The organism is Caulobacter rhizosphaerae, assembly GCF_010977555.1.
GTDB classification, from domain to species: domain Bacteria; phylum Pseudomonadota; class Alphaproteobacteria; order Caulobacterales; family Caulobacteraceae; genus Caulobacter; species Caulobacter rhizosphaerae.
In genome coordinates, this window is the sequence record NZ_CP048815.1 from 1,416,593 (window position 1) to 1,438,317 (window position 21,725).

At 68.5% G+C, this 21,725-nt stretch carries 16 protein-coding genes; 5 read left to right on the forward strand and 11 right to left on the reverse strand.

What is annotated here, in order from left to right; genetic code table 11:
- Positions 1–10: 10 nt before the first annotated feature.
- Complete coding sequence (locus tag G3M57_RS06610; protein ID WP_230983898.1) at positions 11–517, reverse strand: hypothetical protein; 507 nt, start codon at positions 515–517, stop codon at positions 11–13.
- A 337-nt stretch (positions 518–854) separates the two neighbouring features.
- Between G3M57_RS06610 and G3M57_RS06615 the strand changes: the two genes are divergently transcribed.
- The 3 genes from G3M57_RS06615 to G3M57_RS06625 all read left to right on the forward strand — a co-directional run bounded on the left by G3M57_RS06615 (position 855) and on the right by G3M57_RS06625 (position 3,383).
- The gene (locus G3M57_RS06615) at positions 855–1,991 is read left to right on the forward strand and encodes a helix-turn-helix domain-containing protein (protein ID WP_163229561.1); all 1,137 of its coding nucleotides are present in this window, start codon (positions 855–857) and stop codon (positions 1,989–1,991) included.
- A gap of 142 nt (positions 1,992–2,133) precedes the next feature.
- On the forward strand, positions 2,134–3,219 hold the full coding sequence (locus tag G3M57_RS06620) for a hypothetical protein (RefSeq protein ID WP_163229562.1): 1,086 nt from the start codon (positions 2,134–2,136) through the stop codon (positions 3,217–3,219).
- Between the two features lie 14 nt (positions 3,220–3,233).
- Positions 3,234–3,383 (forward strand): hypothetical protein, encoded by a 150-nt coding sequence (locus G3M57_RS06625; RefSeq protein ID WP_163229564.1) that lies wholly within the window; start codon positions 3,234–3,236, stop codon positions 3,381–3,383.
- 40 nt (positions 3,384–3,423) lie between these two features.
- Here G3M57_RS06625 and G3M57_RS06630 read toward each other — a convergent pair whose 3' ends face one another.
- The 7 genes from G3M57_RS06630 to G3M57_RS06660 form a co-directional block, all read right to left on the reverse strand.
- Positions 3,424–4,809, reverse strand: a complete 1,386-nt coding sequence (locus G3M57_RS06630; RefSeq protein ID WP_163229566.1) for a hypothetical protein — start codon at positions 4,807–4,809, stop codon at positions 3,424–3,426.
- A complete protein-coding gene (wecB, locus tag G3M57_RS06635; RefSeq protein WP_230983899.1) occupies positions 4,806–5,906 on the reverse strand; it encodes a non-hydrolyzing UDP-N-acetylglucosamine 2-epimerase in 1,101 nt (366 codons plus the stop codon). Before wecB ends, G3M57_RS06630 begins: the two co-directional genes overlap by 4 nt.
- Positions 5,903–6,823 (reverse strand): NAD-dependent epimerase/dehydratase family protein, encoded by a 921-nt coding sequence (locus G3M57_RS06640; RefSeq protein WP_163229568.1) that lies wholly within the window; start codon positions 6,821–6,823, stop codon positions 5,903–5,905. Before G3M57_RS06640 ends, wecB begins: the two co-directional genes overlap by 4 nt.
- Positions 6,820–7,473 carry an acyltransferase gene (locus G3M57_RS06645; protein WP_056761999.1) on the reverse strand — a complete coding sequence of 218 codons (654 nt, stop codon included), beginning with the start codon at positions 7,471–7,473 and terminating at the stop codon, positions 6,820–6,822. The genes G3M57_RS06640 and G3M57_RS06645 overlap by 4 nt, the downstream gene beginning before the upstream one ends.
- Position 7,474: 1 nt before the next feature.
- Positions 7,475–8,833: a nucleotide sugar dehydrogenase gene (locus G3M57_RS06650; protein WP_056761998.1), complete on the reverse strand. Its 1,359-nt coding sequence runs from the start codon at positions 8,831–8,833 to the stop codon at positions 7,475–7,477.
- 218 nt (positions 8,834–9,051) lie between these two features.
- The gene (locus G3M57_RS06655) at positions 9,052–10,053 is read right to left on the reverse strand and encodes a Gfo/Idh/MocA family protein (protein ID WP_230983900.1); all 1,002 of its coding nucleotides are present in this window, start codon (positions 10,051–10,053) and stop codon (positions 9,052–9,054) included.
- Positions 10,050–10,523: a GNAT family N-acetyltransferase gene (locus G3M57_RS06660; protein ID WP_230983901.1), complete on the reverse strand. Its 474-nt coding sequence runs from the start codon at positions 10,521–10,523 to the stop codon at positions 10,050–10,052. The genes G3M57_RS06655 and G3M57_RS06660 overlap by 4 nt, the downstream gene beginning before the upstream one ends.
- A gap of 140 nt (positions 10,524–10,663) precedes the next feature.
- Between G3M57_RS06660 and G3M57_RS06665 the strand changes: the two genes are divergently transcribed.
- Entirely contained in the window at positions 10,664–10,969 is a 306-nt protein-coding gene (locus G3M57_RS06665; protein WP_056761992.1) for a DUF6916 family protein, read from the forward strand.
- A 25-nt stretch (positions 10,970–10,994) separates the two neighbouring features.
- Here G3M57_RS06665 and G3M57_RS06670 read toward each other — a convergent pair whose 3' ends face one another.
- From G3M57_RS06670 to G3M57_RS06680, 3 genes are read right to left on the reverse strand one after another with little or no spacing between them, the layout of a single operon-like run.
- Positions 10,995–11,540 (reverse strand): phage tail protein, encoded by a 546-nt coding sequence (locus G3M57_RS06670; protein WP_056761990.1) that lies wholly within the window; start codon positions 11,538–11,540, stop codon positions 10,995–10,997.
- A 30-nt stretch (positions 11,541–11,570) separates the two neighbouring features.
- On the reverse strand, positions 11,571–12,122 hold the full coding sequence (locus G3M57_RS06675) for a phage tail protein (RefSeq protein WP_056761988.1): 552 nt from the start codon (positions 12,120–12,122) through the stop codon (positions 11,571–11,573).
- A 36-nt stretch (positions 12,123–12,158) separates the two neighbouring features.
- Positions 12,159–12,698, reverse strand: a complete 540-nt coding sequence (locus G3M57_RS06680) for a phage tail protein (protein WP_056761987.1) — start codon at positions 12,696–12,698, stop codon at positions 12,159–12,161.
- Positions 12,699–13,131: 433 nt separating this feature from the next.
- Here G3M57_RS06680 and G3M57_RS06685 point away from each other — a divergent pair, with 433 nt between their 5' ends.
- On the forward strand, positions 13,132–21,705 hold the full coding sequence (locus G3M57_RS06685) for a beta strand repeat-containing protein (RefSeq protein WP_230983902.1): 8,574 nt from the start codon (positions 13,132–13,134) through the stop codon (positions 21,703–21,705).
- Positions 21,706–21,725: the final 20 nt, after the last annotated feature.

Sequence of the window (21,725 nt, forward strand, 5' to 3'; positions counted from 1 at the left end):
GGCGGCTTTCTCAGCTCCCCGCCAGCAGCCCGTCGATGTGGGCGCGTTGGGCGGTCTCGCGGCGGGCGTCGAGATAGGCGGCGACCCGCTCGAGCATCTGCTCGGCCTGGTTCAGGCCGCCCAGGGCCCAGTCGATCTCGTTGACCGTCCGGTGGTCGCCCTGCAGCCGCTCGCGGGAAGAGGTCAGGGCCTTGGTCGCCACCGCGTGCAGGGCGGTCATGTCCCGGCAGGCCTCCGCGGCCATCCAGCCGACGGCCGCCATCCGCCGGGCGCGGCGCAGCGCCGCCTCGGCGTCGCGCTGCCGGGCCTCGGCCTCGCGCAGGACGGCCTGGGCCCGGCTCAGCTGGCGAGCGCCGCTCTCCGCGATCTGACGCCGTTGCCGCTGTTCCCCGTCGCAGGCGGCCTTCATGTCGCGCAAAGCCTGCGCCAGGCGATCCCGTTCGTTCGCGCCGCCGGGTGTTTCCGCGAGATTCCGTTTTCCGAAGATCGCCATTTCCTTCCAAGTTTGACGAGCCATAGAGTCCTCCGGCGCCCCGCCTGGTCACCATGTTTCTTCGGAAAACTCTCGGATTGCTATGCGGTGAGTGCCAGAATCGCATCTATGCCTGGACATTTTTCGTATTTATGAATAACGGCGAATTAACTATACCTAAGACTTGGTTACCAAGCTGAGCCGTTGGAAAAGTTGTAATTTTCTCTGTTACTTCGATGCTTTCTAGTGGTTTCACCTTACTTACAACACAGATGGGCCGTGGCATCGTTGGAGGGCGAATCGGGTGCGGCGACAGGTGCGGTCGCCTCAAGATCAGGGCGCGGAGGCCATTGATCGTGTCGTCCCGGCCAGGAGAGGTTCGATGGACAACGAAAGCGCGAAAGATCCTCATCTTCGATCTTGGTCGAGCACCGACTGGCGGCAAAACGAGACGGTCACGCCGATCGACGGCGATCCGTCCGACGACGGGCTGGTCGCGGGAACGCTGGACGAGCGGCGGTCGTTCGGGGCGCGGTCGGCGGCGGTCGTCCTGGGTCAGGTCGTGGCCCGCGAGACCCAGGGCGCGCACGAGGTCTGGGCCCACGCCGCCGGGCGCGACCTGGCGGTCACCCAGCTGACGCCGGAACCCTGCCGCGGTCATCTGCTGCGGGCGACCCTGGGAGACATGGGTTTCGACGCCGGGGCGTTCGATGGCGATCTCCGGGTTCGAGGGATTATCGATCAGAAGGCCTTCAGCCTGGTTTCGGTGATGGAGCAGGAGGGCGTGCTCAACCAGTGGGGTCACCTGGTCGAGGAGGGCGACATCATCGCCATCCCGCCGGGCGGCGAACTGGACGGGCGGTTCCAGGGCCATGTCGCCTACGCCGTCGTCACCGCGCCATGGGACTTGCTGATGCAGCGGGCTGAAGCGTTCGAAGGACTGGCCGAGCCGGGCTTCTGGACCGGACCGGCCATCTATTCGCCGCCCCCGGAGGCCCGCGCCGCCTGCAAGCGCGTGCTGCAGGGCTGCTCCAGCCTGCTGAGGGCCTTGGGCGGCGGCGTTCCGAGCAGCGCCGTGGCCTTCCTGCGTAACGAACTGTTGGACGGCGTACTGACGGCCGTTGCCAAGGTCCAAGTCGGGGGCGGCCGTCGGCAGGGCGTGCTGAACGCCGCTCGCATCGTGCGCGGCGCCGAGGACTTCGTGGAAGGCGGCGGCGCCCGCCAGGCCGTGCAGATCGAAGACATCTGCCTGGCCCTGAACATCTCTCGTCGGACGCTGTACCGCGCCTTTCACGACCTGCTCGGCATCAGTCCCAAGGCCTATCTGCGGCTGAAGGCCATGTCGGCGGCCCGGGCCCGATTGCTGGACGCGGGCGATCGGCCAACGACGGTCACCCAGGTGGCGCTGGACCAGGGTTTCTGGGAGCTGGGCCGGTTTGCCGGCGCCTATCGGGCGATGTTTGGCGAATCGCCCTCCGAGACCCTGCGCACGGCCCAGGGCGACAGCCTTAGGCGTTGACAGCCATCACCGACGCCCCGACGCTGAGGTTGAGCGCGCCGGGCGCTCGCGGTCAGGATGGCTTTGATGGCTTCGCGATTGCTCCCTGCGCGTTTGGCGACCGAGAGCCGGCTTCGATCCGGCGACGCCTAGTCCGTCGGGCATGGGGAGCCGACCAACCGCCCTGGTGCTGTACAACTGGCGCGGCCAGTGGCCGATGCGCCGCTGGGAGCACCAGCGCATCTTCGCGTGGAAGAGCTATTTCCCGGGATCCGTGGCCTTCCTGAACATAGGATTTCCGTTCAATCCGACCTGGATCACCCGGCTGGATCCCGACCTGGTGATGATCGACGCGACGGCCCTGGCTGCGCGATACACCCGCATCGGTCTGGGCGGGCTGCGACGGGCGATGGACGCGACGCCGGGGCGAGCGCGGCGCGTCGCCGCGCCGCTCGACGAATTCCTTGGGCTCCAGGCGCTGCGCGACCTGCTGGTCGAGGCGAGGATCGACCTGCTGCTGACCGCGCTGGAACCGGCGCTGTGGGACGAGGTCTATCCCGTCGACCAAAGGCCCTATGCCCTGCGACGCTTCCTGACCGCCTATGTCGACGACCGCCTGATGCGACGGACGTCAAGCGACCTGGCCGCGCGGCCGATCTCGGTCAGCTATCGCGCTTGGGAGACCCCGGCCTGGCTGGGCGAGATGGGCCGGCTCAAGCGCGAGGTCGGGCTGAGGGCCCAGGCCTGGGCCCAGGCGGGCGGGCATCGCGCCGACGTGGCGGTCGACGGCCAGCGCCGGCTGGTGGGAGAGGCCTGGATCCGCCTGCTGGGCGCCAGCCGGGCGGTGGTCGGGGTCGAGGGCGGCTCGTCCCTGGTCGATCCGAAGGGCGACCTGCCGACCAGCGACCCGACGTCGGGGAGATCCGCGGGATGGATGCCGCCGTCCTCGGCCATCGTGCTGGCGCCGGGGGCGGAGATCCGCGCGATGTCGCCACGTCACCTCGAGGCGGTGGCGACCCGGACCTTCCAGGTGCTGGTGGAGGGGGATTACAGCGGCGTGCTCGAGGCGGGCGTTCACTATCAGCCGGTGCGTCGCGACCTGTCGGACATCGATGCGGCCCTGGACCGCAGCCAGGACCCGCAGCGGGCCCAGGCCATGGTCGACCGGGCTTATGAAGAAATCGTGGCCTCGGGCCGCTACAGCTGGCGGGCGGTGGTGGGCGACATCGCCCGTCAGGTGCTGGCGTGAGGCGCGGCTGGGGATTGCCGCTGTTCCTGCGGCTGCGCGACTGGGCCGCGTGGGCGGTGATCATCGTGGAATCGCGCCTGCTCGCCGCGCCGGCCCCAGTGCGGGGCTGGCTGCGCGACATCTCGCGCCTGTTGCGGCTGAAGCGATGGATCAGGATCGATTAAAGCGCTCGCCGACCTGGCGACCGGCGGACTGGCCGCAAGGTCACCGTCGTCGCCGCAAACGGCCCGCCAGATGTCCCAGTCCCAGGCGTCGGCCGGCCGCGCCGGCCAGCCGCCGGATCAGGCGAGGGCGCTGAACGTCGTGGGGGTTGTCGACGAGCCGGAAGGGAAAGGCCCGACGGAACTTGGCGTCGGTGCGGTCGTCGACGGCGGCGCGTGGCCGTCCGACCGCGGCTTCGGTGATCCGGGCGTCGAACAGGTCGATCATCGCCCCATAGCCATAGGCCGGGTTCAGGGCGATTTCGGCATAGGCGTTGGTGATGATCTCGGCGACCCGCTCGGGATCGCGCAGGATCGCGGCGACCTCCGCCATGTTGCCGTGGTCCTTGTCGAGCGGCACATAGTGCCGCCAAGGCTCGAGAACGCCCGAATACCGCCCGGGATAGGCGATGACGAGCGTGCGCAGGGCGATCGCCTCGAACACCCTGGGCGAGATCTGGGCGATGTCGATCTGGTCCTCGCGGCCGGCGAAGAACCGGTCGCGCAGCATCTCGTAGGACGGTTTCTTGGCCAGGGCCGGGATGGGGTGGGGGCGCTCGACCAGGGCGGCGAAGCTCTCGGTGCGGGCGGCCACGTCGCCGTCGAAGTCGAAGACGCTGGCTCCGCTCTCCACCGCCAGCACGGCCTGGCAGTTGCGGATGAACGTCACCCAGTCGCGGCCGTACAACCGGCTGCGTTCCGACCAGGCGATGTCGGTCGAGATGCCGAACCGCGGGGCGTCACGCTTGAACAGCTTGCCGATCTGGATCTTTTCGCGCCCTTGCTCGCCGTGCCAGGCCGGATAGGTCCGGCCGCGATAGCCCACCATGGTCTTTCGGGCCGACAGGGGAAGGGGCGGATAGTGCGTCAGCCAGTGCGGCACGTAGCCGGTCAGCACCTGCTGGGTGCGCAAGCCGCTGACGCCACCATAGACCCGCTCGGCCTCGGTGGGACCCAGGCACGTGAACACCCAGTCCACGCCGCAAGCCTGCAGCGCGTCGAGGGTGGCGTTCACGAAGCGGTATTCGTCCTGGATGAACACCGCCTTGGCGCCGCGGAAGGCGGCCAGGGCGCGGCGCGAGCGCGGCCCGACGAAGGATTCCATCGCGAGGAACAGCGAATAGTGGATCACGACCGCGTCGAAGGCCGACAGTTTCACGCCGTCGAAGATCTCCCCGACCCGCGAGAGCACGCGGACCTCGTGACGCGAATAGCGGACGAAGGCGTTGATGTGGTCGCAGACCGTGGCCGCGTTGGCGGGGTCGTAGTTGCAGGCCACCAGGATGCGCAGCGGCCGCGGCTCGCCCGCCGACGGATCCTTGACCCGCTCGTCCGGTGACGTGTCGTGGCCAGGCAGGGGCGGGTGTGGGCGGCCGTGGGTGTCCTTCATGGGCGGATTCCAGCCGCCGCGGACGGCGCGTCGAGGTGCTCGGCGACAAAATGGGCGATCGTCGCGACAATCCGCTCGGCGGCGTCGCCCGCGCCATAGTCGTCGATCTCACGCCGCGGCCGGTAGTTATCCACGGTCCACAGCCGGTTCCACCCCGCCTCCACCGTCTCGCTCCATTCGGTGTCGTCGCGCAGCGTGACACAAGGCTTGCGATGAAAATAGGCCTCCTTCTGCAGGCCGCCGGAATCGGTGAGCACCAGGGCGCAGCCGGCCAGCAGGCGCTGCATGTCGACCGGGCCCAGCGGCTCGATCACCGTCAGGCCGGCCAGGTCGACCCCGAAGTGGCCGGCCGCCTGGCGGGTGCGCGGATGCAGCGGCAGCACCACGGGCAGGCGGCCGGCGTGTTGGCGCAGATAGCCCACGGCGGCGGCCAGGCCGATGGCGCTATCCGTCGTCGCCGCGCGGTGCAGGGTGGCCACGGCATAGGCGCCCGAAGCCAGGCCCAGCCGACGCAGGACGCCGTTGCCTTGGTCCGGCAGCGCGGCCATGGCCAGGACCGCGTCCTGCATCACGTCGCCCACGTGGAAAACGCCCTCGACCAGCCCCTCGCGCGCCAGATGCCCGACCGCAGCCCGGGTGGGGGCGAACAGCAGCCGGCTCAGGTGGTCGACGACCACGCGGTTGGTCTCTTCCGGCATCGACCGATCAAAGACCCGCAGGCCCGCCTCGACATGGGCCACCGGCACGCCGGCCTTGGCCGCCGCCAGGGCCCCGGCCAGGGTGGAGTTGGTGTCGCCATAGACGATCACCAGGTCGGGGGCGTGGCGGGCGATCACCCCGTCGAGGGCGGCCAGCATCCGTCCGGTCATCTCGCCATGCGAGCCGCCGTGAATCCCCAGGTTCTCGGCCGGTTCGGGCAGGTCCAGCTGGCGAAAGAAGCTGTCCGACAAGGCCGCGTCATGGTGCTGGCCGGTATGGACCATCACTTCGGTCAGGCCCGGCGTGCGGGCGATGGCGCGGCTGACCGGCATGGCCTTGACGAACTGGGGCCGGGCGCCGACGACGGTCAGCAGGCGGCCCGGGGCGCCGGTCGTCACGCCGGCTGCTCCAGCCGCCCCTGGGCCAGGCGGGCCCGCACCCGCGCCACCACCCGGTCCAGGCCCTCGTCCAGCGAGACCTTCGGGCTCACGCCCAGCAGGTCGCGCATGCGGTCCAGGGCGGGCTGCTTGGCGGCCGTCATCCGGGCGGGCAGGTCGCGCAGGGTGATCAGCGAAGGGGCGGCGTCCAGGCGTGTTCGGAGACCCTCGGCCAGGGCCTCGATCGGCGTGATGTCGGGGTGGCCGATATTGATCACCGCGTGCTCGTCGACGCCGGCGGCGGCCTCGATGGCCAGCACGGCGTCGGAGATGTGCAGCCAGCCCCTGGCGCCGCCGCGATGCACCTCTATCGGAAGTCCGCGCGCCAGGTCGTGGGCGAAGCGGATCATCGCCGAGCGGTGGTCGCCGAAGTCCTCGTTCTCGTCATAGATCATGAACGGCCGCAAGGTGACGGCGCGGAGGCCGTGCTGGGCGACCTCGTAGTCGACAAGCTGTTCGCCCAGCAGCTTGGTCAGGCCGTAGCGGTTGTTGGGCCGCGGAACCGTGGCTATTTCGTCCATCGGCCCGTCGGTGGGGCCATAGACCTCGGACGTCGAGAAATAGACCAGCTTGGCGTCGGCGGCCTGGGCCAGCAGGATCACGTTGTTCAGCCCGCCCAGGTTGGTGCTGACGGCCAGGCTGGAGGCCTGCTCGCAGGTCACCCGGCTGACCACGGCGGCCAGGGCGAAGATCACGTCCGGCTTCCAGCGCAGGGTCGGCATCAGGTCGGCCGGCTGGTTGATGTCGACCTGCAGGTAGTCCTTGCGCCAGCCGGGCTTGATGTCGGCGCACAGCACCTCCCAGCCCTCGGCGCGCAGATGGGCCGCCAGCGGCTTGCCGATATTGCCTTCCGATCCGATGACCAGGGCCCGTTTCATCCGACGCTCGCTGCTGGTTCTTCATTGGGGGTGTCGGGCGGGTCCTCGCCGAAGCCCGAGAGATTGATCACCCGTCGCAACGCCCCGGACCGCTCGGCGTAGCGGTCGCCGGTGCGTGGGCAGACCAGGTCCGCGCCCAGCACCTCGCCGGCATGGCTGACCCAGCCGATGCGGCGCGCGGGCACGCCGGCCATCAGCGCCAGGGACGGGACGTCGTGGGTCACGACCGCGCCGGCGGCGATCAGGCACCAGGCGCCCAGATCATGGCCGCAGACGATCGTCGCATTGGCCCCGATCGTCGCGCCGCGCCCCACCCTCGTGGGGCGGAACTCGGCCTTGCGCTCGATCTCGGCGCGAGGCGTGGCCACATTGGTGAACACGCAGCTGGGACCGCAGAACACGCCGTCCTCCAGGACGACGCCGGCATAGAGGCTGACATTGTTCTGCACCTTGCAGCGGTCGCCCACCACCACGCCGGGAGCGATCGCCACGTTCTGGCCGATCACGCAATCCTCGCCGATCCGGGCGCCGGCCGCGACATGGCTGAACCGCCAGACCCGCGTGCCGGCGCCCAGCACCGCGCCGGTCTCGACCTCGGCCGAGGGATGGACCCAGGCGGGCGGGCGGTCCGCGGGAGTCGGGGCCGCCATCTCAGGCCTTCACGATCTTGCCGGCCAGACCGGCATCGACCTGGGCGGCGGCGTTGCGGGTGTCGACCACCAGCGGCGTCTCGCGGACCAGTCGCGCATAGTCGATGGCGTCGTGGTCGGTGACGATGATGGCGCAATCGAAGCCCGCGAGCGTGTCGCTGCCGATGTCGATCGACTGCATCAACGTGCCGCCGACGATCAGTTCCGGGGCCAGCGGGTCGTGATAGCTGACCCGGGCCCCGTGGCTGCGCAGGATCTCGATGATGTCGCGGGCCGGGGTCTCGCGGGTGTCGTCGATGTTGCGCTTGTAGGCTACGCCCACGACCAGGACATGGGCGCCGATCGGCGAGCAACTGCGCGCGGCCAGGGCTTCCAGCGTCTTGTCGACCACGCGCCGGGGCATGGCCCGCGAGATCTCTCCCGCCAATTCGACCATCCGTAGGCTGGCCCCCTCGGCCCTGGCCCGCCAGGCCAGATAGAAGGGGTCCACGGGAATGCAGTGGCCGCCGACGCCGGGGCCGGGGAAGAAGGGCATGTAGCCGAACGGCTTGGTCTGGGCCGCCTGGATCACCTCCCAGACGTCGATGCCCAGGGCTTCGAAGCTGACCTTGAGCTCGTTGGCCAGGGCGATGTTGACGAACCGGAACACGTTCTCGGTCAGCTTCACCGCTTCGGCGGTGCGGGTGTCGCTGACGGGAACCGTGACGGTGATCGCATCATAGAGCGTACAGGCCACGCGGCGTTCGGCCTCGGAGTCGGCGCCGACGATCTTGGGGATCGAGGCGGTGGTGAAGGCCTGGTTGCCGGGATCCTCGCGCTCGGGCGAATAGGCCAGGGCGAAGTCGCGGCCGGCCCGCAGGCCCGAGCGCTCCAGGATCGGCTTGAGCACCTCGACGGTGGCGCCTGGAAAGGTTGTGGACTCCAGGACGACCAGTTGGCCCGGCCGCAACACGGCCGCCAGGGTCTCGGCGGCCTCGACGACGTGGCCGAGGTCCGGCGCGTTGTGCGAGGTGATCGGGGTCGGCACGCAGATCAGCACGGCGTCGGCGCGGGCCAGGACGTTCGGCGTGCTGGTCGCGGCGAAGCCTTGCTCGGCCATCGCCGCCACGCGGGCGTCGGCGAAATGGTTCAGATAGGACGCGCCCCGGGACAGGCTGGCCAGGCGGGTCTCGTCCAGATCAAAGCCGATCACGCGGAAGCCGGCCGAGCAGAAGGCCTCCGACAGCGGAAGGCCGACATAGCCCATGCCGACGACGCCGATCACGGCCTCGCGCTGCAGGATTTTCCGAGTCAGCCCTTGAAAGTTCGACGCCAGATCGTCAGCGCCGTGCAATGGAAACGTCGGGATATGAACGTTCATTGGCCCCTCATAGCCGGGGCGTTCTTATTTGAGATCGACGCGCCCCTCGACATACCGGATCGTACGCGGCGAATGCCTTCACGGGAAGGGTGTTTATCTTGGTATATTGACCTTAGATAGCCTTGTATTTGACTGGCTATTGGACTTTCCTGGACTGAATACTTGCCGTCAGTTGGGTGATTGAACAAGGTTATGCGGTCCCGCGCGAGATCATCGTGTCAGTCAGACTGGCTCTGGAGTTGATCTGGACCACGGCTCAACTGCAGTTGAACACTCTCAAGCACCCGCTGTACGCGAATTCCCTCATCGATGCCCGTCAAAGGGGTTTCCCTGGTCTGGCAAGACTGAATGAAGTGGCGAATTTCTCTGGTCAGGGGCGGTTCGGCGACGAGGTCGACGAAGCGCGGTTCAGTACCGGAGGCCACTGGACCGGCCTCGGTCAGGCTCACGGCCTGGTCGCGTCGCATCAGCTTTTCCGACCAGGGGCGAACGTCGTCGAACACCAGGGCTCCCGTTTCGCCGACCACGACCAGCCTCTGCTCCTTGATCGGGCTCAGCCAACTGGCGGCGATATGGGCGTGGAGGTCGCCGCAGGCGCCAGGGCCACGAAAGCCGAGATCGGCATGCACCTCGTCGGCGACGCCGCGCGTGACGAAGGCCTGGCCGGTCGCCTTGACCCTGGCCGGCTCGGCGCCGGCCAGGGCCAGGACCATCGAGACGTCGTGCGGCGACAGGCTGAGGAACGCGTTCTCGTGCGTGCGAACGCGGCCGAGGCTCAGCCGCGAGGCGGTGATGTAGCGCAGGGCGCCGATCTCGCCGCGCGCCACGATCGCCTCCAGGGCCTGGAACGCTGGGTGGTGACGCAGCAGGTGGCCGACCATGAACACCCGGTCCGAACACGCCACGTCGGCGGCCAGGGCTTCGGCCTCCGCCAGGTCGGAGGCCAGGGGTTTTTCGACGAAGACGTCCTTGCCGTGGCTTAGGGCCAAACGGCAGAGCGCGGCATGGACGGGCGCGGGGGCGGCGATGATCATCGCGTCCAGGCGCCGGTCGTCCAGCGCCTGGGCCAGAGGAAGGGGGGGAACACTCCAGGCGTCGGCCTGGCCTTGGGCGGCCGCGGCGTCGGCGTCGACCACCGCCCCCAGCACGCCCAATTCCGCGCAGGTCCGGATCAGGTTCCGGCCCCAAGCCCCGCAACCGACCACGGCGACCCGGGTCAAGTCGCCGCCACGGGTGTTGAGGCGGACCCGGCCGGCCAGGCCAGGGTCAGGTGCGTCTCGTCCGCCCCTGCCAGGGCGAAGCCCAGCCGGTGATAGAGCCTCTGGGCCGCCAGGTTGTCGCGGGCCACGTGCAGCGTCACCGGCCTTCCGGTCGCGGCGGCCTCATCCATCAGCGCGCGGAGGATCGCCCCGCCGATCCCCTGACCCCGCCGTTCGGGGACCACGGCGATGTCGATCAGGTGCAGGGCGTCGGCGTCCCGCTGCGTGGCGAGCCGTCCGACCGGTTCGGTGTTCATCGTGACGATCTCGAGCCGGGCCTGCGGATAGGCCGCGCGGTAGCCCTGGGTCTGGGCGTGGAACTGCTGCTCCATGAGCTGGGCCAGCATGTCGGCGGGCAGGGGAAGTTGGTCCCATCCCGGACCGCGGGAGGTCCGGAACAGCGCCAGGCGGAAGGCCGCATCGGTTTCCACCTCGGCTCGCAGGGCGAAGCTGGCGGCTCCGCCGGCGTCGTCCGTCCTTGCATCTTCAAAGGGCGATGCGCCAAGGTCTTCCCGTTCAGGTGGCGAGGTCGTCATAATGGCCGCGCTTCGATTCCGATCCGAGGGACTTCATGACCGCCGATTTCGTCGCCCTGACCGCAGACGCCTTTGCTCCGCACGTGGGGACTTCGTTTCGGGTCGAGGGCGGCCGCCACGTGCTGTCGCTGAGCGAGGTCGAGCGGTTCGAGAACCAGCCTGGCCACGGCGACCCGGCCTTCCGGCCCTTCACGCTGATCTTTAGCGGTCCTCCCGGCGACGTCCTGGCCGAGGGGATGCATACGATCATCCGCGAAGACGGGACCGCCTACGATCTCTATCTGATCCCGGTCCACACCCCCGCGCCGGGGCGACAGGACTACCAGGCGGTGTTCAACTGAAGCCACGCTGCGAAGGACCCGAAAGCTAGTTCCGCGAGGGGAAGATTCCCTGCAGGGCGATGCAGATGTTCAGCACCAGGAACGGCTGGCGGTTCTCGTGCGGTTGGCTGCCGCCGGCGACGCCCAGCGCCTGAGGGGCCATGGGCGCCACAGGGGTCAGGGTGGTGCTGTACATGTTGAACGCGATGTTCGAGCCCGAACTGGGCTTGCCGTAGGTCTGCCCGAAGCTGTTGCCCGCGACCGCCGTAGCCGCGTTTGTGTCTCCGGCATGGGTGGCGTCGGCCTTCAGGAAGTGCAGATGCTGCGGCATTTCGGTCTGGATCAGGGTGTGGCTGTACTCGCCGACGATCGCGCCCTGGGGATAGCCTGAGCCTGTGTGGGCGGGGACCATCGTCCGCAGGTCCGGCAGGGCGAAGTTGGTCACGCCATTGCCGCCGTAGGTGGTGCCCAGCAGCGAGAACAGGGCCTGGTTCTGCTGGATGGACAGCAGCTGGCCGTTGCACTGGGCCCAGTATTTCGGAGCGAAGTTGAAGGACATGATCCGCAACTCGCCCATGTATGGCGTACCCATGAGTCTTGCTCCTCGTATCGGTCGCGGGGGTTAGTTGCGAGCGGGGAAAACGCCCTGCAGGGCGATGCAGTAGTTCAGGACCAGCGTCGGCATCATGTTGTTGTGCGGCTGCGAGCCGCCGGTCGGGCCGATGCTCTGGGCCGGCAGTTGCACGGCCGGCGGCGTCGGGCTGTAGAACAGGCCCCGGGTGGCCGACTGGAAGGTGCCGTAGAAGGCCTGGGCGGGCTGGTTGTTGGCCGCGGCGGTGACGGTCCCGACCGTCGTGGTCACCATCGGCGAGTGCGTGTGCATCGCCATCTCGGTCTCGACCAGCGTCACGTTCGGCGAGCCGCCGGTCTGGCCCAGGTCGTAGACCGACAGACCAGGGCCGGGCTGGTTGCGTCCGATGTGAATTGGAATGTTGCCCATCAGATTGGGCAGGGCGAAGTTGGTGGTGCCGTTGCCGCCATAGGTGGTGCCCAGCAGCGAGAACAGCGCGGTGTTCTGCTGGATCGGCAGGAGCTGGCCATTGCACTGCGCCCAGCCCTTCGGAGCGAAGTTGAAGCCGAAAATGCGGATCTCCGCGACGAATTGATCACTCATCTCTTTGAGTCTCCAAAAGATCTTCGGGCGGACGCATCAGCTCGGGGACGGGTAGACGCCATAGAGCGAGATGATGAAATTGATGCCCAGATAGGGCTGCATGTTCTCGTGCGGCTGGTTGCCGCCGCTGGGCGTGGTCGACGCGGCGGATAGCGCGACCTGCGGATTGGCGGCGTCGTAAGGCTGGTAGCCGAACAGGACGGTGCCGCCCGGTCCCTGGCTGGAGATCATGGTCTGGGTGGTGGGCGTGCTCGCCGCGCCGGGCGTCGAGGCCGCGTAGAAGGGGTGGGTGTGCTGCGGCAACTGCTGGGGCGCGAGGGTGACGGTCTCCACGCCGGTCATCTGTCCGATGATGTAGGTCTGGCCGTTCTTCGAGCCCTGGTGGCTGGGAACCCGGCCTCTCAGGTCGGGCATGCCGAACGTCGACTGCCCGTCGCCGCCATAGGTGGTGCCGATCAGATTGAACAGCGTGTCGTTCTCGGAGATCGACATCAGCTGTCCGTCGCACATCGCCCAACCGAGCGGAGGGAAGTTGCCTCCGAACATGCGGATCTCACCAACATAAGGCTCGGCCATGGCTGCTTCCCTCGCTCCCAAAGGTCTTTTCAAAGCGCAAGTTTCTGTCGCGCGACAAGGTAACTAAACCTTAAGTCGTGGTCATCTCTTAACCTTGATTAAGAACGGCCGCCCCCACCTCGCGATTGTCCTTGTCGTAACTCACTATCCTGGGCTGCACAATAGATAGTGGAACATCGTTCGACGATCCGCGTATGTCTACTTGTGCGCCTCTGGACTCCTCGTTAAGGTTGCGTACACGCTTCGACTAAAGCGAGGGGGGAGTCAAATGCGCAAGACATGCGCTCGCATGCGCGACTTTCCGTCTTCGCGTCATCCGCCGGCCTGTCTGGCCAGCATCCACACATCATCGATTTCGTGCGGGGCGCGCGCCCCGAGGGCGTCCCGCTCGCGTCAGCCGACGCGCGGTTTCGCCAAGGCAAAGGACTGATCCATGCCGTTCTCTGGCCAACTGTGGTATATCACCGAAGGCGGCGACGCCAACACGCGCCTCGTCCGCATCAATGACGACGGCACCGGCAGCACCGTCGTCATCGACAACGGCGGAGCCGGCACGGGCGACGACAAGCTGCCCAGCTCGTTCACCGCCGACATCGGGCTGGACACAGCGGCGGGCTTCTATTTCGCCATCGCCAGCAGTCCGCTCGACAACACCGCCTATCTGGTGCGCGGCTCGATCGGCAGTTCGGCGGCCCCGGCCATCGCGGTCGATTTTCCCGACAGCATCCTAGTCAACACGATCGAAGTCGATCCATTCACCCACAAGATCTACGTCGGCTACCAGGACGGCTCCGGCACGCCGAACGGAAACATCACCGGCATCAAGGTCTACAACTACGATCCCCTGACGGGCGTGGTGACCGACGAGGGCTATCTGACCACGGCCGTCACGGACAACCGCCCCAACGAGAGCGGCTTCTTCGTGCTCGATCCGCAGGACTTCGCGATCGACCATTCGATCGTCCCCGGCGGCCGGCTGTTCTACACCGAACGCGTCGACGGCCTGGCGGTCGGCATCTATCGTCTCGACCTGTCAGCGCCGAACGTCGCCACCGAACTGGTCGCCGACGCCCAGTTCCCGTTCGACATGAGCAACGGCCAGATCATCGATGTCGAGGTCGATGAGAGCACCGACCTGGTCTATTTCACGACCCGTTCGCAGTACCCGTCTCCCGACGTCGGCTACGACGCCAATGACAATGCGATCTGGTATATCAGCTCAAGCGCCTCGAGCGGCACGGCCACCAAGGTGACGCTGGTCGGCCTGCCTGGCGGCAGCGCGTATTACGGCGGCGACATGACGTTCGATCAGTCGACGCGTCAGATCTACGTCGAGAGCGAGGAGACCTCCGGCAGCGACAGCGACGACGTGATCTACGTCTTCCAGCTGAACGGCGCCGGCACGCAGGCCACCCTGATCCGCACGATCGCGGCCAATCTCACGGTCTCCGGCGCCAATATCGAGGGGATGACCTTCGCGGACCTGCCCGTGCTGGGCGTCAGCGGCACGGCCACGGCCATGAACGAGCAGCAGGCGGCCGCGACCACCCTGCTGACCGGCGCGCCGACCATCACCGACACCGACGGCGACCACCTGGCCAGCGCCACGGTGCAGATCACCGGCGGCACGTTCTCGTCCAACGAGTCCAGCACCGCCGACGACCATCTGGGCTACGGCGCCAGCAAGCAGGTCGCCGGCCTGATCTCGGGCACCAACATCACGGTCGCCTGGAACGCCGCGACCGAGACCCTCAGCCTGACCGGCTACGACACCATCGCCAACTACCAGGCGGTGCTGGCGGCCATCACCTACTGGACCACGGGCGACAACCCGACGAACTATGGCGCCAACACCAGCCGCACCGTCACCTGGACGGTCAGCGACGGGACGCCCGGCGTGCTGGCCGGGTCGGTCAACAGCGGCACGACGACGATCAACATCGCGGCGGTCAACGACGCGCCGGTCAATGGCACGGTCTCCAGCGCCACGGGCAACGAAGCGACCAACATCGCCGTCACCGGCCTGCAGGTCAGCGACGTCGACGCCAATCCCGCGTCGGCGATCGTCACGGTCACCCTCAGCGTGACCAAGGGCGTGCTGACGTTGCGGACAGACGTCGCGAGCGGCCTGGTGTCCGGCGACATCGTCGGCAATGGCGCGGGTTCGGTGACCGTCACCGCCACGATCAACAAGATCAACACCACCCTGGCGGCGAGCAACGGCCTGGTGTTCCTGGGCAATGTCGGCATCAGCGGCACGGACACCCTGACGGTGGTGACCAGCGACGGCGGGGCCACGGGCTCGGGCGGCGTGCTGAGCGACACCGACGGCTACACCATCACCATCATCGGCGTGAACGACGCCCCCGTCGTGGCCGGCGACGGCACCGAAGCCCTCGCCGCGACCAACGAAGAGGTCGCCAACGCGGCCCTGACCAATACGGTCTCGAGCCTGTTCAGCGGCCAGTACAGCGACGCCGACAGCGACGCCTTCGCCGGCGTGGCCGTGACCGCCAACGGCTCCACGGCCGGCACGGGCCAATGGCAGTACTATAACGGCTCGACCTGGGTGAACATCGGCGCGGCCTCGACGGCGGCGGCGGTGACGATCGCCGCCAGCGCGCCGATCCGCTTCCTGCCCGCCACCGACTTCAACGGCCCGGCCCCGACCTTGACGGTCAAGCTGGTCGACGCCTCGGGCGGCGCCCTGACCAACGGCGCCGTCGTCAACACCACCACCAGCGGCGGCTCGACGCCCTACAGCACCGGCACGGTGGTGCTGAGCCACGCGGTCACCGCAGTCAACGACGCGCCCACCGTCACCGGCGGCTCGGCCGTCAGCCTGACCTCGATCGGCGAGGATTCCGCGCCCGGCGCCGGCCAGACGGTCTCATCGCTGTTCGCCAGCCACTTCTCCGACGCCAAGGACCAGGTGTCCGGCGGCTCATCGGCCGACGCCTTCACCGGCGTGGCCGTGACCGCCAACGCCGCGACCGCGGCCCAGGGCGTCTACCAGTATTTCGACGGCGTGACTTGGCAGGATCTGCCCGCCGTTTCGACCGCCGCCGCCTTCGTGCTGGACGCCAGCACCCTGGTGCGCTTCGTGGCGGCGGCCGACTATTCGGGCACGGCCCCGGCCTTGACCGTCTCGATGATCGAGGACTCCTCGGGCGCGGTGACCACCGGCCAGACGGCGGACCTGACGACGACCGGCGGCTCGACGCCGTACAGCGCGTCACTGACGCTGAACATCGTGGTCACCGCGACCAACGACGCGCCGGTCGCCACCGGCTCAGCCACCATGACGGCGGTCAATGAAGACACCGCCGCCCCGTCGGGCCAGACCGTCTCGACCCTGTTCGGCTCGCATTTCAGCGATCCCGACGGCGACGCCCTGGCCGGGGTGGCCATCACCGCAAACGCCGCCACGAGCCAAGGCGTCTGGCAGTACTTCAACGGCGCCTGGACCACGATCGGCTCGCCCAGCGAGTCCACAGCCCTGGTCCTGGCGGCGGGCACGCTGCTGCGCTTCCTGCCGGCCGCGAATTTCAACGGCGCGGTTCCGGCCCTCACCGTCTACCTGATCGACAATTCCGGCGGAGCGGTGACCACGGGCGCGCTGCTGGACGTCAGCGTCAACGGCGGCCAGACCCGGTTCAGCGACGCCAGCATCGACCTGACGACCAGCGTCACGGCGGTGAACGACACGCCCGTCGTGCCGGCCAGCGCCACCACGGTGGGCGCCACCGAACAGACGGCGGCGACCCTGCTGGGTTCGCTGACGGTCTCCGACGTCGACCTGGGCGCGCGCAATGGCGGCAACGGCGACTATGCGGGGGCCAGCTTCGCGGTCCAGCGCGCCTCGGCCAACGCGGCCGACACTTTCGCCTTCGCCTCGGGCGGGCTGTTCACGGTCAGCGGCGCCAACCTGCAGGTCGGCGGCCTGACCTTCGCCACCTTCACCAGCGTCGGCGGCGTGCTGACGATCAGCTTCACCAGTTCGGCCGCCACGGCGACGACCGCGCTGGTCAATGATGTCCTCAACCACATCAGCTACACCAACACCAGCGATGCGCCGCCCGCCTCGGTGACGCTGAACTACACGCTGGACGACGGCGCGCCCGGCGGGGGCCAGGGCGCCGGCGGAAGCGCGTCGGCCGGCGGCTCGGTGCTGGTCAACATCACCGCCGTCAACGACGCCCACACCGGCGGCGCCAGCGTCACCGGCACGGCGGCCGAGGACCAGGTCTTGACCGCGGTCTCGACCGTGGCCGACCCCGACGGCATCGGCACGCTGCACTATCAGTGGCAACACGACGTCGGCGGCGGCTACGTCAATGTCGGCGCGGACCAGGCGACCTACACGCTGGGCGACGGCGACATCGGCGGCGTGGTCCGCGTGGTGATCTATTATACCGACGCCGGCGGCACGGTGGAATCTGCGACCAGCGCGGCGACGGCGGCGATCTCCGCCACCAACGACGCCCCCACCGGCGGGGCCTCGATCACCGGCACGCCGACCGAGAACCAGGTGCTGACGGCCGACACCTCGACCCTGGCCGATTCCGACGGCCTGGGAACGCTGCACTACCAGTGGCAGCACAACGTGGGCTCCGGCTTCGTCAATATCATCGGCGCGGCCGACCAGGCGACCTACACGCTGGGCGACGGCGACGTCGGCGGCACGGTCCGCGTGGTGGTCAGCTACACCGACGGCCAGGGCTTCGCCAACAGCGTGACCAGCTCGGCCAGCGCCGCCATCGCGGCGGTGAATGACCCGCACACCGGCGGCGCCTCGGTGACCGGCACGCCGACCGAGGACCAGGTCCTGACCGCGGTCTCGACCCTGGCCGACGTCGACGGCCTGGGCACGCTGCACTACCAGTGGCAGCACGACGTCGGCTCCGGCTTCGTCAATGTCGGAACCGACCAGTCGACCTACACCCTGGGCGACGCCGATGTCGGCGGCGTGGTCCGTGTGGTGATCAGCTACACCGACAACCAGGGCTTCGCCGAGTCGGCGACCAGCGCCTCCACCGCGTCGATCGCCAACGTCAACGACGCCCCGACGGGCGCGGTGGCGGTGACCGGCACGACCACCGAGAACCAGGTGCTGACGGCCGACACCTCGACCCTGGCCGACATCGACGGCCTGGGCACGCTGCACTACCAGTGGCAGCGCAATGTCGGGTCGGGCTTCACCAACATCGTCGGCGCGGCCGACCAGGCGACCTATACCCTGGGCGACGGCGACGTCGGCGGCACGGTCCGCGTGGTGGTCAGCTACACCGATGGTCAGGGCACGGCCGAGGCCGTAACCTCGTCGGCCAGCGCCGCGATCGCCGGGGTCAACGATCCGCATACCGGCGGCGCGTCGATCAGCGGTACGCCGACCGAGGACCAGGTCCTGACCGCGGTCTCGACCCTGGCCGACGTCGACGGCCTGGGCACGCTGCACTACCAGTGGCAGCACAACGTAGGCTCCGGCTTCGTCAATGTCGGAACCGACCAGTCGACCTATACCCTGACCGACGCCGACGTCGGCGGCCTGGTCCGGGTGGTGGTCAGCTACACCGACAACCAGGGCTTCGCCGAGTCGGCGACCAGCGCCTCCACCGCGTCGATCGCCAACGTCAACGACGCCCCGACCGGCGCGGTGGCGATCACCGGCGCGCCCACCGAGAACCAGGTGCTGACCGCCAACACCTCGGCCCTGGCCGACGTCGACGGCCTGGGCACGCTGCACTACCAGTGGCAACGCAACACGGGCAGCGGCTTCGTCAATGTCGGTTCGGACCAGGCGACCTACACCCTGGGCGACGCCGACGTCGGCGGCGTGGTCCGCGTGGTGGTCAGCTATGTCGACGGCCAGGGCACGGCCGAGGCCGTAACCTCGTCGGCCAGCGCCTCGATCAGCGGCGTCAACGATCCTCATACGGGCGGCGCGTCGGTTACCGGCGTGCCGACCGAGAACCAGGTCCTGACCGCGGTCTCGACCCTGGCCGACGTCGACGGCCTGGGGACGCTGCACTACCAGTGGCAGCGCAACGTCGGCTCGGGCTTCACCAATATCGTCGGCGCCGCGGACCAGGCGACCTACACCCTTGGCGACGCGGATGTCGGCGGCGTGGTCCGAGTGGTGATCAGCTACACCGACGGCCAGGGCTTCGCCGAGTCGGCGACCAGCGCCTCGACGGCGGCGATCGCCAACGTCAACGACCCGCACACCGGCGGCGTCGCCGTCACCGGGACGACGAACGAAAAGCAGGTCCTGACGGCCGACACCTCGACCCTGGCCGACGCGGACGGGCTGGGAACGCTGCACTACCAGTGGCAACGCGACAGCGGCTCGGGCTTCGTCAATGTCGGATCCGACCAGGCGACCTATACGCTGGCCGCGGCCGACGTCGGCGCCGTGATCCGGGTGGTGACCTCCTATGTCGACGCCCAGGGCACGGCCGAGGCCGCGACCAGCGCCGCCACGGCGACGATCCTGCCCGCCAACGGTCCCCATACCGGCGGGGTCGGCGTCACCGGCGCGGCCACGGAGGACCAGGTCCTGACCGCCGACACCTCCAGCCTGGCCGACCCCGGCGGACTGGGCGCGTTCCACTATCAATGGCAGCGCAGCACGGTTTCGTCGGGCTATGTCAATGTCGGGACCGACCAGGCGACCTACACCCTGGGCGACGCCGACGTCGGCGCGCAGATCCGTGTGGTCGTCAGCTACACCGACGGCCAGGGCGTGTTCGAAAGCGAGACCAGCGGCCCGACCTCGGCCGTGGCCAATATCAACGACGCGCCGACCGGGACGGTGACGATCGCCGGCGCGGCCACCGAGGACCAGGTGCTGACGGCCTCGTCCACCCTGGCGGATGCGGACGGCCTGGGCGCGCTGCATTATCAATGGCAGCGCGACACGGGTTCGGGCTACGTCAATGTCGGGACCGACCAGGCGACCTACGCGCTGGGCGACGCCGACGTCGGCGGAACGGTCCGCGTGGTGGTCAGCTATACCGACGGCCACGGCGCGGCGGAAAGCAAGACCAGCGCCGCCACCGCGGCCGTCGCCAATGTCAACGATGCGCCCACCGCCAGCAACGACGCCGGTGCGGTGGCCCAACGTCTGACGCTGACGGGTTCGGTTCGCACCAACGACGCCGATGTCGACAACGCCGCCACGACCTTGACGGTGACCAATGTCGCCTACAACGCCACCCATGTGGACCAGGCCGTGGTCTCGGGCGGCACGGTGGTGAACGGCGCCTATGGCAAGCTGACGATCAATCCGGACGGCTCCTACAGCTACGTGGCCGACCATGAGGGACTCGTCGTCGGCCAGGTGGTGACCGATACGTTCGACTATACCATCAAGGACCCCTCGGGGGCGTCGGCGACGGCTCAGCTGACGGTGACCGTCACCGGCTCGGCCACTGGCGACGCCAACGCCAACATCCTGATCAGCGACGGCTCGGCCCATACCCTGACCGGCAAGGGCGGCGCCGACACCCTGACGGGCGGCGGCGGCGCGGACGTCTTCGCCTATGAAGCCATCGGCGACAGCACGGTCGCGGCCTTCGACACGATCACCGACTTTGCCCATGGTTCGGACACCCTGGGGCTGACGCCGCTGATCACCGGCACGACCAAGCTGACCCTGGGCACGGACGGCGTTGACAAGATCCTGTCGATCGACCTCGACGGGGACGGCGTCGCCGAGGGACAGATCAAGTCGCTGGGCCAAGGGCTGGAGGTGGCCGACATCGTCACCGGCGTGGCCAATTTCGGCTTCACGATCACCGGCTCGTCCGGCGGCGACACCCTGACGGGCGGTTCGGGAGCCGACATCATCAGCGGCGCGGACGGCGCGGACTCGATCCGCGGCGGCGGCGGCGGCGACACCCTTGCCGGCGGGGCGGGGGGCGACACCTTCCTGTACGGCGCCGGGGACTCGTCCGTCCTGCAGTGGGACACGATCACCGACTTCGCCACCGGCCAGGACAAGCTGGACATCTCGGCGGTCGACGCGGGCACGGTGGCGATCGCCCACTTCGGCTCCAGCACCTTCGTCTATTTCGGCTCGGGGGGCAGCGCGGGCGTCGTCCAGATCAATGGCGACCTCAAGACGTCCGACCTGATCGTCAGCGGGGCGGTCCATGGCTACACGCTGTACGCCGGTAACGGCGTCGAGACTCTGACGGGCACGGCGGGGGCCGACGTCCTGGTCGGCGGTTCGGGAACCACCACCCTGAACGGCGGCGGCGGGGCCGACATCCTCTATGGCGGGTCCGGGACCGACACCTTCCAGTACACGGCGATATCGCAGTCCAACTTCGCCGCCTATGACGTGATCTTCGGGTTCAATTCCGGGCAAGACAAGATCGACATCTCGGCGATCGATGGCGGCAAGATCACCATCGGGCGCTATGACGGCACGACCTTCATCTATTCGGCCCCCGACGGCGGTGGAAACAGCCAGGCCGTGGTCGCAGTCTCCGGAACGTCGCTCAAGGCCACCGACCTAGTCACCAGCGGCGGGGCCAGCCAGGCCTTCGTGCTGGTGGGCGACGGCGCCAGTCACAACGTCGCCGACACCCTGGTTGGAGCGGCCGGCAACGACATCCTCTATGGCCTGGACGGGAATGATATCCTGACCGGGGCCGGCGGAGCCGATTTCATGCTGGGCGGCGCCGGGGCGGACACCTTCGTCTACACCTCGGCCGGCGAAAGCTTGCCCTTCGCCACGGACCTGATCTTCGACTTCAGCTCCGCCCAGGCCGACAAGCTGGACCTGACCGGCATCGACGCCAATTCCGGCACGGGCGCCAATGACGCCTTCGCGGTGGTGACCAGCTTCTCCAACGTGGCGGGTCAACTGATCATCGCCGCGCCGGACAGCTCGGGCTACTACCACGTGTCGGGCGACGTGAACGGCGACGGGGTGGCCGACTTCGTGATCGCCCTGAACGTCACCGGCACGCTCACCTCCGCCGACATCCTGCTGTAGGGGCGGGCGGCCGGATCAAT

What these genes read in the sequence shown, in the direction of transcription:
- G3M57_RS06610 (WP_230983898.1), bottom strand. Translation starts at nt 517, where the DNA reads ATGGCTCGTCAAACTTGGAAGGAAATGGCGATCTTCGGAAAACGGAAT.
- G3M57_RS06615 (WP_163229561.1), top strand. Translation starts at nt 855, where the DNA reads ATGGACAACGAAAGCGCGAAAGATCCTCATCTTCGATCTTGGTCGAGC.
- G3M57_RS06620 (WP_163229562.1), top strand. Translation starts at nt 2,134, where the DNA reads ATGGGGAGCCGACCAACCGCCCTGGTGCTGTACAACTGGCGCGGCCAG.
- G3M57_RS06630 (WP_163229566.1), bottom strand. Translation starts at nt 4,809, where the DNA reads ATGAAGGACACCCACGGCCGCCCACACCCGCCCCTGCCTGGCCACGAC.
- G3M57_RS06640 (WP_163229568.1), bottom strand. Translation starts at nt 6,823, where the DNA reads ATGAAACGGGCCCTGGTCATCGGATCGGAAGGCAATATCGGCAAGCCG.
- G3M57_RS06645 (WP_056761999.1), bottom strand. Translation starts at nt 7,473, where the DNA reads ATGGCGGCCCCGACTCCCGCGGACCGCCCGCCCGCCTGGGTCCATCCC.
- G3M57_RS06650 (WP_056761998.1), bottom strand. Translation starts at nt 8,833, where the DNA reads ATGAACGTTCATATCCCGACGTTTCCATTGCACGGCGCTGACGATCTG.
- G3M57_RS06665 (WP_056761992.1), top strand. Translation starts at nt 10,664, where the DNA reads ATGACCGCCGATTTCGTCGCCCTGACCGCAGACGCCTTTGCTCCGCAC.
- G3M57_RS06670 (WP_056761990.1), bottom strand. Translation starts at nt 11,540, where the DNA reads ATGGGTACGCCATACATGGGCGAGTTGCGGATCATGTCCTTCAACTTC.
- G3M57_RS06675 (WP_056761988.1), bottom strand. Translation starts at nt 12,122, where the DNA reads ATGAGTGATCAATTCGTCGCGGAGATCCGCATTTTCGGCTTCAACTTC.
- G3M57_RS06680 (WP_056761987.1), bottom strand. Translation starts at nt 12,698, where the DNA reads ATGGCCGAGCCTTATGTTGGTGAGATCCGCATGTTCGGAGGCAACTTC.
- G3M57_RS06685 (WP_230983902.1), top strand. Translation starts at nt 13,132, where the DNA reads ATGCCGTTCTCTGGCCAACTGTGGTATATCACCGAAGGCGGCGACGCC.